This window comes from Crenobacter sp. CS_VA4 (assembly GCF_055597485.1).
The window spans coordinates 22,830-36,463 of record NZ_JBVMAE010000006.1; the positions used below are offsets into that span (position 1 = coordinate 22,830).

Sequence of the window (13,634 nt, forward strand, 5' to 3'; positions counted from 1 at the left end):
TTCCAAATTTCGGACATTGAGATTCGAAAACACGACCCCTTGGAAAAGCTTTCCAAACTATCCAATCCGCGGCAAATCAGGGGCAATGCGATTATTGCCAGACAATATACATGCAGAAGACTGAACTCGCCTCGAGCAGGCTCGAACTGATCCGCCAACTGGCCGACCAGGCGTTCTCACGGTCGGCCGGCGCACCCCTGATCAACGGCAACCGGATCGAGCTGTTGTTCGACAGCACCGAGAACTTTCCGGCCTGGGAAGCGGCGGTCGCCGGGGCACAAGAATCGGTGCTGATCGAGATGTATATCTTCGCCAACAACGCCTTCGGCCGGCGGCTGCGCGACCTGTTGGCCGAACGGGCGGCCGCCGGGGTGAAGGTACGGCTGCTGTACGACTGGCTGGGCTCGTGGAAGGAACACCTCTTCGGCTTCTTCAAGCCGATCGTCGCCGCCGGCGGCGAGGTGCGTGCGTTCAACCCGCCGTCGCTGGCCGGCGGCTTAAGCCTGCTCGGCCGCGATCACCGCAAGCTGATCGTGGTCGACGGCCGCGAGGCGTTCGTCGCCGGGCTGTGCGCGTCGAGCGCCTGGGAAGGCAACGCGGCGCGGCAGCTGCCGCCGTGGCGCGACACCGGGGTACGCTTTGCCGGCCCGCTGGTCGCCGACGCGGTCGCGGCGTTCGCCGACAGCTGGGAGAGCGATGGCGCGCCGCTGCCGGACGACTGGCCGCGCCAGGCGCCGGCCGAGGCGGGCCCGGTGGCGGCGCGCCTGATCGCCACCACGCCGGCCACCGCCAACGTGATGCGGCTCGACCTGATGATCGCCAGCTTCGCGCGCCGCACCTTGTGGCTGACCGACGCCTACTTCATCGGTACCGGCACCTATCTGACCGCGCTGAAGAACGCCGCGCGCGACGGCGTCGACGTACGGCTGCTGGTGCCGCGCTCCAGCGACATCGGCTGGATCGCCACGGTGTCGCGTACGCTGTACCGGCCACTGCTGGAGGCCGGGGTTCGGGTGTTCGAATGGAACGGCTCGATGATCCACGCCAAGACCGCAGTGGCGGACGGGCGCTGGGCGCGGATAGGCTCGACCAACCTGAACGTGTCGAGCTGGCTCGCCAACCGCGAGATCGACGTGGCGATCGAGGACGAGGACCTGGCCGGCCAACTGGCCGACAAATTCTTGCAAGACCTGGAGAACGCCACCGAGGTGGTGCTGGCCGGGCCGCGCCAGCGGCCGACGCTGACCCGACGCCGGCCGCGCGACGTGCTGCTGCCGCAGTCGCCGCGCGGTTCGGCGGTGGCCGGCGCGTCGGCGGCGGCACGCCAGGCGGCGCGGATCGGCGACGCGGTCGGGGCAGTGGTGCGCGGCAGCCGCACCGTCGACGCCAGCGAGGCGTCGTCGTTCCTGACCATCGGCCTGTCGCTGCTGGGCCTGGCGCTGGCGATCGGTTTCTTCCCGTATCTGGTCGCCGCGCCGCTGACGCTGCTGTTGGCACTCACCGGCGGTGCGGTGACGGTGAAGGCGCTCGGTCTGTACCGGGCAAGGCGACGCAAAAAGCAACAGGCGGCACAGCTGGCCGCCAAGCCGGCCGCGTCGGTCGACGAGCCGCCCGCCGCGCCGTAAAATCAACGCCTTAGCGCCGCCTCCGGCCAGGCTTGCCGTCACTGCGCGGCGCGAGTCTGGCCGAAGCGTCGGCCCCCATATAACACCGTCCGGCGCCGCGACACACGCTGTAACGCAATCCGACTACATCGCGGCCGGCAAACGGGCTACACTACGCGCCGTTTTTTCCGGGTAGTTCCAGGCCGGCTGGCGGACGGTTGCCGAATCGGGCCAGGGAGAGCGGGCATCATTGCCACGCTCTCGCGGGTACCACGCATCCAGTACGCACCGCGGCGCAAAGCGCCCCCTCCCCAGCGCCCCAAGGCAGGTAAGTTGACCTAGCCCCTCGCGCACCGAGACAGTAAGGACTCAGGTATGCGTTTTCACTTTCCGCTCGTCATCATCGACGAAGACTTCCGTTCCGAAAACACCAGCGGCTCCGGCATCCGCGAACTCGCGGCCGCCATCGAGACGCAGGGTATGGACGTGATCGGCTATACCAGCTACGGCGACATCACCTCGTTCGCCCAGCAGCAGAGCCGCGCCGCCGGCTTCATCCTGTCGATCGACGACGAAGAATTCGGTTCGGGCTCCCCCGAGGAGACGCAACAGGCGCTCGCCAACCTGCGCGCCTTCGTCGCCGAGATCCGCCGCCGCAACCCGGACATTCCGCTCTATCTGTACGGTGAGACCCGCACCTCGCGCCACATCCCGAACGATGTGCTGCGCGAGCTGCACGGCTTCATCCACATGCACGAGGACACCCCGGAGTTCGTCGCCCGCCACATCATCCGCGAAGCGAAATCGTACCTGGACACGCTGGCGCCGCCGTTCTTCCGCGCGCTGGTCGACTACGCGTACGACGGCTCCTACTCCTGGCACTGCCCGGGCCACTCCGGCGGCGTGGCGTTCCTGAAGAGCCCGGTCGGCCAGATGTTTCACCAGTTCTTCGGCGAGAACATGCTGCGCGCCGACGTCTGCAACGCGGTCGACGAGCTCGGCCAGCTGCTCGACCATACCGGCCCGGTGGCCGCAAGCGAGCGCAACGCCGCGCGCATCTTCAACGCCGACCACTTGTTCTTCGTCACCAACGGCACCTCGACCAGCAACAAGATCGTCTGGCACAGCACCGTCGCCGCCGGCGACATCGTGCTGGTCGACCGCAACTGCCACAAGTCGAACCTGCACGCGATCATGATGACCGGCGCGGTGCCGGTGTTCCTGATGCCGACCCGCAACCACTACGGCATCATCGGTCCGATCCCGAAGTCGGAATTCGAGCCGGAAACGATCAAGAAGAAGATCCTCGCCAATCCGTTCGCACGCGAGATCCTCGAGAAGAACCCGAACGCCAAGCCGCGCATCCTGACGCTGACCCAGTCGACCTACGACGGCATCCTGTACAACGTCGAGGAGATCAAGGGCCTGCTCGACGGCGAGGTCGACACCTTGCACTTCGACGAAGCCTGGCTGCCGCACGCCACCTTCCACGACTTCTACGGCGACTTCCACGCGATCGGCGAGGGCCGGCCGCGCTGCCAGGACTCGATGATCTTCTCGACCCAGTCGACGCACAAGCTGCTGGCCGGTTTGAGCCAGGCGTCGCAGATCCTGGTGCAGGACCCGGTCAGCCGCAAGCTCGACACCGACAGTTTCAACGAGGCGTACCTGATGCACACCTCGACCAGCCCGCAGTACGCGATCATCGCCAGCTGCGACGTCGCCGCGGCGATGATGGAACAGCCGGGCGGCCAGGCGCTGGTCGAGGAATCGCTGGTCGAGGCGCTCGAGTTCCGCCGCGCGATGCGCAAGGTCGACGAGGAATACGGCGAGGACTGGTGGTTCAAGGTGTGGGGCCCGGACAAGCTGTCCGACGACGGCATCTGCGACCCGGCCGACTGGACGCTGGCCGCCAACGAGCGCTGGCACGGCTTCGGCCCGGTGGCCGAGGGCTTCAACCTGCTCGACCCGATCAAGGCGACGCTGATCACCCCGGGCCTGGACGTCGACGGCCAGTTCGCCGACAACGGCATCCCGGCGGCGATCGTCACCAAGTACCTGTCCGAGCACGGCGTGGTGGTGGAGAAGACCGGCCTCTACAGCTTCTTCATCATGTTCACCATCGGCATCACCAAGGGCCGCTGGAACACGCTGATCTCGCTCTTGCAGCAGTTCAAGGACGACTACGACAAGAACCAGCCGATGTGGCGGATCATGCCGGAATTCGTCGCCAAGCAGCCGCAGTACGAGCAGGTCGGCCTGCGCGACCTGTGCCAGAAGATCCACGACGTCTACCGTCGCCACGACATCGCCCGCCTGACCACCGAAGTCTACCTGTCGGACATGGTGCCGGCGATGAAGCCGTCCGACGCGTTCGCCAAGATGGCGCACCGCGAGATCGAGCGGGTGGCGATCGACCGGCTGGAGGGCCGCATCACCGCGGTGATGCTGACCCCGTACCCGCCGGGCATTCCGCTGTTGGTGCCAGGCGAGCAGTTCAACAAGACCATCGTCGACTACCTGCGCTTCGCCGAGGACTTCAACCGCGAACTGCCGGGCTTCGAGACCGACGTGCACGGCCTGATCGCCGAGGAGCGCGACGGACGCCGGGTGTACGGTGTCGACTGCGTGAAGCAGTAAACGACAACGGCGCGGCTAGGTCCGCGCCGTTTTGCTATCCGGACAAGCTTGGCCGAAGTGCCGTTTCGGCCAACCTTAACCCTATTCATGAAAACCCATCGCCATGTCCAAACGCGTCGTGTTCGTGCTCGACCTGATCGTCAACCTGGCGCTGCCCTGGCTCGCCTACCGGCTGACCGTCGGCCACTGGGGCGAGTTCGGCGGCCTGCTCGCGTCGGCGATCCCGCCCTTACTGTGGAGCCTGGTCGAGCTGGCACGGTTCCGCCGTCTCGACCCGATCAGCGCGCTGGCGCTCGGCGGCATCGTGCTGTCGCTGTTGGGACTCGCGCTCGGCGGCAGCCCGCGGCTGCTGCTATTGCGCGAGTCGCTGCTGTCCGGCGTGATCGGCCTGGTGTTCCTCGGCTCGCTGCTGTCGAAGCGACCGCTGATCTACCATCTGGCGCACGCCACGCTGCGGCGCGAGGGCGACGACCGCGCCGACGAATTCCATCGCCGCTGGCAGGAGAGCTCGGGCTTGCGGCAGGCGCTACGGACGATGACGCTGATGTGGGGAGTGGGGCTGACCGGCGAGACCGCGCTACGCAGCTGGATGGCGTGGAACTGGAGCAGCGAACGCTTCCTCGCGGTGTCGCCGCTGACCGGCTACGGCATCTACGGCGCACTGATGCTGGGGACGTTCTGGTACCGCCGCCGGCTGACCCGTCATCGCACGGCCCCGCTGCCGGCCTGACCGGATAACGACAAACGGCCGCCATTCGGCGGCCGTTTTCATCGGGAGGAGTGAGCTTATAGATACTGCCGGATGCCCTTGGCGCACTCAACCTGCCTGCTCTTGATCGCCTCGTGCAGCAGCGCTATCTGCTCGGCCTCGGCGTGCTTGCACGCCTCGCGATGATGGATGTGGAACACCAGCCCGCCGAACTTCAGCGCGCGTTTCTTCACCCCGGCGTTGCTCAGCCGCACCGAGATCTCCGAATCCTCCTTGCCCCAGCCGACGCAACCCTCGTTGTAGCCGTTGACGCGGACGATGTCGTCGCGCCAGTACGCCATATTGCAGCCGCGCAAGTGCACCGGCTGGTCCGCCTTGTAGCGGCCGGCCAGCGCATCGCGCAGCAGCGGCAGGCGCAGGCCGTTCTCCCGACTGCGCAGCCCCTTGTGCCACGCCCTCGGGCAGTGCGGCTGTGGCTGCGCCAACAGCTGCTGCGACAGCGCTGCACTCATCGACACCCGCGAGCCGCAGACGTAGCCGCCCGGCCGGCGCACCCACAGGTGGTCCTCGACGAAGCGCGGGTGCAGCAGCAGGTCGCCGTCGATCTGGATGATGTAGTCACTGGCGGCGGCGGCGATCGCGCGGTTGCGGATCTTGGCCAGCTGGAAGCCCTCGTCCGGTTGCCAGACATGGCGCAGCGGCACCGGGAACTGACGCTGGAAGCGCTGTACCAGCTCGGCGGTGGCCGGACCGGAACCGTCGTCGGCGACGATCACCTCGTCGGGCAGCACGGATTGCGCCTGGATGCTTTGCAGGCACAGCCGCAAGGCCTCGGGCCAGTTATAGGTGGTCAGGATCAGGGCGGTGGACGGCTGCCTCGCCATAATTGAATTCGGTCGAATTTAAGATATGTCGCTAGAATAGCGACATTCTTACCGCTAGCCTATTGTTTTCTAAGTAAAAATCACGGCAGGTACTGCTGCGGATCGACCGCCTTGCCCTGGTAGCGCAGCTCGAAGTGCAACTGGGTGCGGTCGGCGGCGGTGCTGCCCATCAGCGCGATCTTCTGGCCCTGGCTGACCCGTTGGCCTTCCTTCACCAGCAAGGCCTGGTTGTTGGCGTAGGCGGTCAGGTAATTCTGATCGTGCTGGACGATCACCAGATTGCCGTAACCGCGGATATTGGTGCCGGCGAACGCCACCTTGCCGGCGGCGGCGGCCAGGATCGGCGTGCCGGCGCTACCGCCGATGTCGATACCCTTGCTGGTGCCGCCGTCGAAGTGCTTGAGCAGCGGCCCCTTCACCGGCCACTGTAGCGAGAGCGTCTGCGCCGGCCTGGACGGAGTCGGGGTCGGGGTCGGGGTCGGCTTGGACGGGACGGGGGCCGGAGCCGGCTTGTTGGCCGAACCGTTCGACGCAGTCGGCTTGGCGGTCGAAGCCCCACCCGGCGGCACCACGCGCAGCACCTTGCCGGCATCGATCTGCGCGGCGTTGGCCAGGTTGTTCCAGCGGCTCAGCTCGGCTACGCTGCGACCGTTGTTCTTGGCGATGCGAAACAGCGTGTCGCCCGGTTGCACCCGATAGTAACCGGGCGGCACCGGCGCGTTGTAGTTGGGACTGGCGCAGGCGGCGACGAGGCCGGCGAAGAGCGCGGCGCTCAGGCCGGCGCGCAGGCGGGAGAAATGAGTCGGGAAAAATCGCATGGCGGCCATTCTAGCATCGGCGCACCGCCGCCGTGCCGGATGCACGCGGCAGCGTGTTTTGCTACCCGGCCGGCATCAAGTCCGCCAGGCCGCGACCGATAGACGCGCTGTCTTCGAAGAGATGCAGGTCCGCCCAGACGTCCCGGATCAATGAAACAGGCCGAAGCGTCCTGGCGCTTCGGCCAACATGTCACGTCAGGCAGGACGCCGGTGTCAGCCGAGCGCCTGCGCGAGGTCGGCGAGGATGTCGTCGATGTCCTCGATGCCGATCGACAAGCGCAGCAGCCCTTCGCGGATGCCAAGCGCGGCCTTGTGCTCGGCCGGCACCGAGCCGTGCGACATCGTCGCCGAGTGGTTGACCAGCGACTCGACCCCGCCGAGCGACTCGGCCAGCGCGAACAGCTTGAGCCGCTCGGCGACCCGGCTCGCCGCCTCGCGGCTGTCGTCCGCGAGGTAGATCGACACGATGCCGCCGAAGCGCCGCATCTGCCGCGCCGCCAGCGCGTGACCCGGAAACTCCGGCAGGCCCGGGTAGAACACCCGCTCGACAGCCGGGTGCGCCTCGAGGAAGGCGGCGACTTTTTCCGCGTTGTCGCAGTGGCGGTCCATCCTGAGCGGCAGTGTCTTGATGCCGCGCAAGGTCAGGAAGCAGTCCTGCGGCCCCGGCACCGCACCGGTGGAGTTCTGGATGAAGCGGATCGCCTTATAGCGCGCCTCGTCGTTGAGCGCCACCAGGCCCAGCAGCACGTCGGAGTGGCCGCCTAGGTACTTGGTCGCCGAGTGCACCACGATGTCGGCGCCCAGATCGAGCGGGTTCTGCAGGTACGGCGTCGCGAAGGTGTTGTCGACCGCCACCGCCACGCCGTGGCGGTGCGCCTCGGCCGAGAGCGCGGCGATGTCGACGATGCCGAGCAGCGGGTTGGTCGGCGACTCCAGCCACAGCAGTTTGACGTTGGCCGACAGCTGGCCGGCCAACGTCGAGGCATCGGACAGGTCGGCGAAACGCACCTCGATGCCCTGCTCGGCCAGCACCCGGGTCAGCAGCCGGTAGGCGCCGCCGTACAGGTCGGCGACCGCCAGCACCGCGTCGCCGGGCTTCAGGCTGGCGCGCAGCACCGCGTCGATCGCCGCCATGCCGCTGGCGAACGCCAGGCCATGGCTGGCGTTTTCCAGGCTGGCCAGGCAGTCCTCCAGCGCCGCGCGGGTCGGCGTGCCGCTGCGCGCGTACGAATACGGCAGCTCTTCGCCGACATGGTGCAGCGCGAACACCGAGGTCTGGTAGAGCGGCGGCATGACGGCGCGGTTGTGTTGATCGGCGTCATGCCCGGCATGGATCGCTCTTGTCGCAAATTTCATTCGATTTCTCCCGCTGGTTCGCTAGCGGGCGGCTAATGTCAAACAAACCGACCGGAAGTTGACCAAAAGCTGCCCATTCAAATTCCATGATCATTTCCATTGCGACGAACAGGCCATCATCTGCCGCGAACACGCTGCCAATGTACTTGATTTTTCGCCATTAAACGCCGCACTGGCTTTACAGCCCCTGCCCCGGTCGCTATGTTCGGCGGTTTCGCCCAACGGACCCCGACGCATGCAGCTTGACCGCGCCTTCGATTTCTTGCACAACCAGCTGGCCACCCGACCGCGCCCCGACTGCCTCGCCGCCCGCGACGGCAGCCGCTGGCAGACGCTGTCGACCGCCGAGATGGCAGAGAGCGTCGACAGGGTCAGCCTCGGCCTGATCAAACTCGTGGTGGAACGCGGCGACAAGGTAGCGATCGCCGCCGACAGCTCGATCGGCTGGACGGTGGTCGACCTGGCGCTGCAGCAGATCGGCGCGATCAGCGTGCCGATCTACCCCACCGTCACCCTCGACGATGCACGCTATATTCTGACCCATGCCGAGGTCAAGCTGGCGTTCGCCGGCAGCCCGGCGCTGGCCCGCAAGGTGACAGGGGCGCTCGGCAAGTTCAGCTGCCCGATCTACGGCCTCGCCGAGTTCGCCGACGCGCCAAGCTGGCGCGAGATCGAGGCGCTCGGCGCCGACGCCGGCCCGGCGACGTTGGCCGAACGGCGCGACAGCATCCAGAGCGACGACATCTTCACCATCATCTACACCTCCGGCACCACCGGCCGCGCCAAGGGCGTGCTGCTGTCTCACGGCAACGTGGTCAGCGACGTGATGGCGGTGGAGCGGCACTGTAAGACCCTAGACGGCTCGCAGCGCGCGCTGTCGTTCCTGCCACAGTCGCACATCTTCGAGCGCGCCGGCGTGCTCTATTACCTGTACACCAGCACCGGCGTGTACTTCTCATCGGTGGGCGGGCTGTCGGTGGCGATGCAGGAGGTGCACCCGCACACCTTCAGCGCGGTGCCACGCGTACTGGAGAAGGTCTACGACAAGCTGTACGCCAAGGAGAAGGAACTGTCCGGCCTGCAGCGGCTGATCTACCGCCGCGCGCTGACCCTGGCCGAACGCTACGAGCCGAACGCCACGCCGGGCCCGCTCGCCGCGCAACAGCTGATGCTCGCAAGAAGCTGCTGTTCAGCCAGTGGCGCGCCGCGATGGGCGGCGAATTGCAGGCGATCAACGTCGGCTCGGCCGCGCTGCAGCCGCGCCTCGCCCGGCTGTTCTGGGCCTGCGGCGTGATCGTCAGCGAAGGCTACCGCATGACCGAGACCTCGCCGGCACTGACCGCCAACCCGTTCAACGCCCGCGGCGTGCGGATCGGCACCGTCGGCACCCCGCTCGACAACGTCGAGATCCGCCTCGCCGACGACGGCGAAATCCTGGCGCGCGGCCCGGTGGTGATGCAGGGCTATTACAAGGAGCCGGAGCTGACCGCCGAGGCCTTGCGTGACGGCTGGCTGCACACCGGCGACATCGGCGTGCTCGAAGGCGGCTACCTGCGCATCACCGACCGCAAGAAGGAAATGTTCAAGACCAGCAACGGCAAGTATATCGCGCCGCAGGTGATCGAGAACAAGCTGAAGGAATCGGCGTTTATCGACCAGATCATGGTGGTCGGCGACGGCCAGAAGTTCGCCGCCGCGCTGATCGTGCCACTGTTCGACAAGCTGAAGGAATGGTACGCCGAACAAGGCATCGCCTACACCAGCGACCGCGAGATGGCGCACAACCCGAAGGTGATGGCGCTGATCGACCGCGAGGTGAAGCGCTTCAATCGCTACTTCAGCAACTGGGAACACATCAAGAAGTTCGCGCTGCTCGACAAGCCGTGGAGCGTCGATTCGGGCGAGCTCGCGCCGACGCTGAAGCTGCGCCGCAAGGTGATCACCGAGCGCTGCCGCGATGAGATCGCCGGGCTGTACGCGCCGCTCTGAGCCGCACGTCCCGGACACGACAACGCCCCGTTGCTACGGGGCGTTTTGCGTTCAGTATTACGGGATTCGGCCAACCTTCAAACCGGTTCTCAAAGTGTAGCGAGCGGGTGTCAGCGAGGGGCGGACGGAGCACAGGAACCGGAATGTACTGAAGTACATGAGGATTCCGAGCACCGCCCAACCCGAGATCACGCCCGCGCAGTAACTTTGAGGACTGGTTCGTAGCCTCAGCGCTGATGCGCCCGCTCCAGCCTTAGCTCGACCCGCTTCTGCAGCCGCTCGAAGCTCGCCGACAGCAGCCAGTACACCCCGGCGGCAGCCAGATACAGCGGCAGCGGCTGGAAGGTCTGCGCGATCACCTCCTTGGTCGCCAGCATCAGCTCGGTGACGGTAATCACCGACACCAGCGAGGTGTCCTTGATCAAGGAAATCAGGCTGTTCGACAGGCTCGGCACCGCCAGGCGCAGCGCCTGCGGCGCGACGACGAAGCGCATCGTCTGCCACCAGGAGAGGCCCAGCGACAGGCCGGCGTCCCACTGGCCGCGCGCCACCCCGGCGATCGCGCCGCGCATGCTCTCGGACAGGTAGGCCGCCACGTTCAGCGTCAGCGACAGGATGCCGGCGCTCAGCGGCGAGAACTCGATGCCGACGCTCGGCAGGCCGTAGTAGATCACGAAGATCTGCACCAACAGCGGCGTGCCGCGGATCAGGCTGACGTACAGCGCGGCGATCCGCGCCAGCACCGGCACCTTCGCCACGCGCAACAGCGCCACGACGAAGCCGAGCGCCAGGCCGAGCACCATCGACACCACCGCAAACGCCAGCGTGTAGCCGGTACCCTTCAGCAACACCGGCCACGCCAGCTCGGCCAGTTCCCACCACGGATGATCCATGCACTCCCCCAAAGACGACGCCCCCGCACTGGGCGGGGGCGTATGGCAATGGTGGCTATTTTAACGCGAAACGGCGCTTATTTCTTCGCGACCGGCGCTTTGGACACGTCGGTGCCGAACCACTTCACCGAGATCTTCTTGAAGGAGCCGTCGGCCTTCATGCCGTTGAGCGCGCCGTCGATCGCGGCCTTGAACTGCGGGTTGCCCTTGGCGAACGGGATCGCCATCGTCACCGTCTCGCCGACCGGCGCGCCGGCCTTCACCGGCAGCTTCGATTCCTTGATCGCGAACGGGATCAGCAGGCTGTCATTCAGCGCCGCGTCGAGCCGGCCGGTGGCCAGGTCCTGCAGGTATTCCGGCGCGCCCGGGTAGGTCTTCACCTCGATGCCGGCGACCTTCTTCGCCATGTCGGCGTAGTTGCTGCCCTGGCCGACGCCGAGCTTCTTGCCCTTCAGGTCGTCCAGGCTCTTGAAGCCGCGCGTCTCGTTCTTGCGCACGATCAGCTGCGGGCTGGAGATGGTGTACGGCACCGAGAAGTCAAACACCTGCTGGCGCTGCGGGGTGATCGACACCTGATTGACCACCACGTCGAACTTGCCCGCCTGCAGGCCGGCCAGCAGGCCGCTCCATTCGGCGGTGGTGAATTCCGGCTTCACCTTCAGGCGCTTGGCCACTTCGGTGATCACGTCGACGTCGAAGCCGGTCAGCTGCTGCTTGCTGTCCTTGAAGTTGAACGGCGGGTAGGTGCCTTCCAGGCCGATCTTCAGCGTGCCGCGCTGGTGCACGGTGTCGATCAGGTCGGCGGCGAACGCCGACGAGGCGGTGGCCAGCAGGGCCAGCGAAACAAGCAGCTTTTTCATTTATATATGGCCTTTAGTTATTAGTGTTGATAACAACATAACGATGCGGAATTTACCAACTCGCATACGATCTGACCAGTTGGTAATGCCTATCGATGACATTCTATGTCGCTATCGGCCACACTGCTGCATCACATAACTGACCCTTGTCGCGGACGGCCAAGCTTAGTCCGAGCTGCCGATCGGAGCGGCATCGGCCAAGGCGGCGGTCCGCGTCTGCGCCGACGGCTGCTGCCACACCACCTGGTCGTCGACCGCGTAGGGATGACAGTGGCTGGAGTGTTCCTGGCACGCCGCCAGCGCCCGGTTGAGCGGATCGTAGCCACCGCTGACGGATACCGCCGTCCCGTCCTGACCGATCACGAACACCCGCGGCCGGTTCTGGGCGAGAAACTCGCGGTAGCGCTGCCGGCCTTGCTCGTCCAGCCGCGGCACCGCGTCGACATCCTGGATCGCGGCAAAGTGGGTCGGAGGCGGAAACGCGGCGGGCAGGTAGCGGGTATGGACGATCTGGTTCGGCAAGCCGAGCTTCGCCAGGAAGGTGTCCATCTTGGGTGCCCACAGCGCCAGACCCTCCGCGCGTGCCAGCATATTGTGCGAATCGTTCATGAAGTTGCCGACCGCCACCAGTTCGGCCTGCCCACCGGCGGCCGTATAGCTCTCGTGCATGCTGCGCCAGGTGGAGGTCGCGAAGATGCTGTCGTTATCGCCGTAGAACCAGATCGACGGCACACGGGTGGCCGCGCCGTAATGGCCGGCGGCGCTGGCCAGATGCGAGGCCCACCACGCGCATTGCGGCTCGTTGAGCCCGCCCGAGAAGTTGACCAGAGCGCGCACCCCCGGATGGTTGAGCGTTCCGACCGCCAGGGTGTTCCAGCCGCCGAAGCTTTGCCCGGCCACGACGATACGACGGGCATCGATGCCCGGCTGCTTCGCCATATAGTCGATCACCGCACGGATGTCGGCGGCCTGCTGCTGGCCGTCCGCTTCGAGATCGCAATGATGCAGCTCGAAGCGCCCGCCCGACCCGGCAAAACCGCGCAGCATCGGCAGCACCACCGCGTAACCGCGCGCCAGGAAGTAGCGGGTCGCGTAGGCGGCACGGTAGCGCGGCTGCTGCTCGGGGTGGCCCGCATCCTTGCCGTGGTTCATCACCACCAGCGGAAACGGACCGGGGCCGTTCGGTTTGAACAGCGTGGCTTGCAGCGCGACCGGATGGGCAGCATCTCCCGGCACGCTGATCACCTGCTCGTTGAGCGACGCGTCGAGCGCCACCTCCCCGGCGTGACACCCTGCGCTGGCCAGCAGCAAAAGGAGCGAGGCCAGCAATAACGCCAAAGGCGTTTTTCTAAGAAAAACCACAGGCATATCAACGAGATCCGATGACAAGAGACGTTTTCCAGCCCGTGACTCTATCTCAAAATCTCGAACCGTGGCGACGAAATTACGGCTTGCCGACGAGTGGATGTTTTATGTCATCCGGCAAGCGAACAGGGTGGGATGCAAACAGGAAGCAGCGATGCTCCAGGCGTCTTGTCCGGCATTCCGCCAGCCCCAGTGCGGGTAGGGTTTCCAGGCGCCCAAGCCAATACGGCCCGAGACACAGCGTCAGAAGGGGGGCCCAATACCTTGGCCGAGTCGGCGCCACTCACTCTGAAACGTCATTTCCCAATCAACCCATCCGGCTTGTCACGACAGCAACGTCATGAATCCCGGCACCGAACCGCATCAGCCCGCCAAACCGAGCGCCCAGTTCCGGGCTTTGCCCGCATCGGCCGGCCCGCGCCATGCTCAACCCGCGCTGTCGGCTGGTTCTTGCCGGTATCGGCTGAACCATGAAAAAAGCCCGGTTTATACCGGGCTTTTCCAGTGACGCAGCAG

At 66.0% G+C, this 13,634-nt stretch carries 12 protein-coding genes and 1 other RNA gene; 6 read left to right on the top strand and 7 right to left on the bottom strand.

Annotation, left to right across the window (positions count from 1 at the left end):
• Nucleotides 1-110: 110 nt before the first annotated feature.
• From ACZ2IA_RS07255 to ACZ2IA_RS07265, 3 genes are all read left to right on the top strand, one after another.
• Complete coding sequence (locus ACZ2IA_RS07255; protein ID WP_470291904.1) at nucleotides 111-1,625, top strand: phospholipase D-like domain-containing protein; 1,515 nt, start codon at nucleotides 111-113, stop codon at nucleotides 1,623-1,625.
• Nucleotides 1,626-1,979: 354 nt separating this feature from the next.
• Nucleotides 1,980-4,244 carry an Orn/Lys/Arg family decarboxylase gene (locus ACZ2IA_RS07260; protein ID WP_470291905.1) on the top strand — a complete coding sequence of 755 codons (2,265 nt, stop codon included), beginning with the start codon at nucleotides 1,980-1,982 and terminating at the stop codon, nucleotides 4,242-4,244.
• A gap of 103 nt (nucleotides 4,245-4,347) precedes the next feature.
• Nucleotides 4,348-4,974: a VC0807 family protein gene (locus ACZ2IA_RS07265; RefSeq protein WP_470291906.1), complete on the top strand. Its 627-nt coding sequence runs from the start codon at nucleotides 4,348-4,350 to the stop codon at nucleotides 4,972-4,974.
• A gap of 56 nt (nucleotides 4,975-5,030) precedes the next feature.
• On the opposite strand, the gene ACZ2IA_RS07270 is transcribed toward ACZ2IA_RS07265, so the two are convergent.
• From ACZ2IA_RS07270 to ACZ2IA_RS07280, 3 genes are all read right to left on the bottom strand, one after another.
• Entirely contained in the window at nucleotides 5,031-5,837 is an 807-nt protein-coding gene (locus ACZ2IA_RS07270; RefSeq protein WP_470291907.1) for a glycosyltransferase family 2 protein, read from the bottom strand.
• Nucleotides 5,838-5,917: 80 nt separating this feature from the next.
• Nucleotides 5,918-6,655, bottom strand: coding sequence for a peptidoglycan DD-metalloendopeptidase family protein (locus tag ACZ2IA_RS07275; protein ID WP_470291908.1), 738 nt, complete (start codon nucleotides 6,653-6,655; stop codon nucleotides 5,918-5,920).
• A 213-nt stretch (nucleotides 6,656-6,868) separates the two neighbouring features.
• Complete coding sequence (locus ACZ2IA_RS07280) at nucleotides 6,869-8,011, bottom strand: trans-sulfuration enzyme family protein (RefSeq protein WP_470291909.1); 1,143 nt, start codon at nucleotides 8,009-8,011, stop codon at nucleotides 6,869-6,871.
• A gap of 235 nt (nucleotides 8,012-8,246) precedes the next feature.
• On the opposite strand from ACZ2IA_RS07280, the gene ACZ2IA_RS07285 reads away from it, so the two are divergent.
• Together ACZ2IA_RS07285 and ACZ2IA_RS07290 are read left to right on the top strand one after the other, a co-directional pair.
• On the top strand, nucleotides 8,247-9,305 hold the full coding sequence (locus tag ACZ2IA_RS07285) for an AMP-binding protein (protein WP_470291910.1): 1,059 nt from the start codon (nucleotides 8,247-8,249) through the stop codon (nucleotides 9,303-9,305).
• Nucleotides 9,221-10,000 (top strand): AMP-dependent synthetase/ligase, encoded by a 780-nt coding sequence (locus ACZ2IA_RS07290; protein WP_470291911.1) that lies wholly within the window; start codon nucleotides 9,221-9,223, stop codon nucleotides 9,998-10,000. The genes ACZ2IA_RS07285 and ACZ2IA_RS07290 overlap by 85 nt, the downstream gene beginning before the upstream one ends.
• 84 nt (nucleotides 10,001-10,084) lie before the next feature.
• On the opposite strand, the gene ACZ2IA_RS07295 is transcribed toward ACZ2IA_RS07290, so the two are convergent.
• From ACZ2IA_RS07295 to ACZ2IA_RS07310, 4 genes are all read right to left on the bottom strand, one after another.
• Nucleotides 10,085-10,159: non-coding RNA, sX9 sRNA (locus tag ACZ2IA_RS07295), on the bottom strand.
• A gap of 68 nt (nucleotides 10,160-10,227) precedes the next feature.
• Complete coding sequence (locus tag ACZ2IA_RS07300; protein WP_470291912.1) at nucleotides 10,228-10,893, bottom strand: amino acid ABC transporter permease; 666 nt, start codon at nucleotides 10,891-10,893, stop codon at nucleotides 10,228-10,230.
• Nucleotides 10,894-10,970: 77 nt separating this feature from the next.
• Nucleotides 10,971-11,753, bottom strand: a complete 783-nt coding sequence (locus ACZ2IA_RS07305; RefSeq protein WP_470291913.1) for a transporter substrate-binding domain-containing protein — start codon at nucleotides 11,751-11,753, stop codon at nucleotides 10,971-10,973.
• 165 nt (nucleotides 11,754-11,918) lie between these two features.
• Nucleotides 11,919-13,091: a dienelactone hydrolase family protein gene (locus ACZ2IA_RS07310; protein ID WP_470291914.1), complete on the bottom strand. Its 1,173-nt coding sequence runs from the start codon at nucleotides 13,089-13,091 to the stop codon at nucleotides 11,919-11,921.
• Nucleotides 13,092-13,458: 367 nt separating this feature from the next.
• Between ACZ2IA_RS07310 and ACZ2IA_RS07315 the strand changes: the two genes are divergently transcribed.
• Nucleotides 13,459-13,626, top strand: coding sequence for a hypothetical protein (locus ACZ2IA_RS07315; RefSeq protein WP_470291915.1), 168 nt, complete (start codon nucleotides 13,459-13,461; stop codon nucleotides 13,624-13,626).
• The last annotated feature ends 8 nt before the right edge of the window (nucleotides 13,627-13,634 follow it).

What these genes read in the sequence shown, in the direction of transcription:
- ACZ2IA_RS07280 (WP_470291909.1), bottom strand. Translation starts at nt 8,011, where the DNA reads ATGAAATTTGCGACAAGAGCGATCCATGCCGGGCATGACGCCGATCAA.
- ACZ2IA_RS07270 (WP_470291907.1), bottom strand. Translation starts at nt 5,837, where the DNA reads ATGGCGAGGCAGCCGTCCACCGCCCTGATCCTGACCACCTATAACTGG.
- ACZ2IA_RS07285 (WP_470291910.1), top strand. Translation starts at nt 8,247, where the DNA reads ATGCAGCTTGACCGCGCCTTCGATTTCTTGCACAACCAGCTGGCCACC.
- ACZ2IA_RS07300 (WP_470291912.1), bottom strand. Translation starts at nt 10,893, where the DNA reads ATGGATCATCCGTGGTGGGAACTGGCCGAGCTGGCGTGGCCGGTGTTG.
- ACZ2IA_RS07315 (WP_470291915.1), top strand. Translation starts at nt 13,459, where the DNA reads ATGAATCCCGGCACCGAACCGCATCAGCCCGCCAAACCGAGCGCCCAG.
- ACZ2IA_RS07290 (WP_470291911.1), top strand. Translation starts at nt 9,221, where the DNA reads ATGGGCGGCGAATTGCAGGCGATCAACGTCGGCTCGGCCGCGCTGCAG.
- ACZ2IA_RS07260 (WP_470291905.1), top strand. Translation starts at nt 1,980, where the DNA reads ATGCGTTTTCACTTTCCGCTCGTCATCATCGACGAAGACTTCCGTTCC.
- ACZ2IA_RS07255 (WP_470291904.1), top strand. Translation starts at nt 111, where the DNA reads ATGCAGAAGACTGAACTCGCCTCGAGCAGGCTCGAACTGATCCGCCAA.
- ACZ2IA_RS07275 (WP_470291908.1), bottom strand. Translation starts at nt 6,655, where the DNA reads ATGCGATTTTTCCCGACTCATTTCTCCCGCCTGCGCGCCGGCCTGAGC.
- ACZ2IA_RS07305 (WP_470291913.1), bottom strand. Translation starts at nt 11,753, where the DNA reads ATGAAAAAGCTGCTTGTTTCGCTGGCCCTGCTGGCCACCGCCTCGTCG.
- ACZ2IA_RS07265 (WP_470291906.1), top strand. Translation starts at nt 4,348, where the DNA reads ATGTCCAAACGCGTCGTGTTCGTGCTCGACCTGATCGTCAACCTGGCG.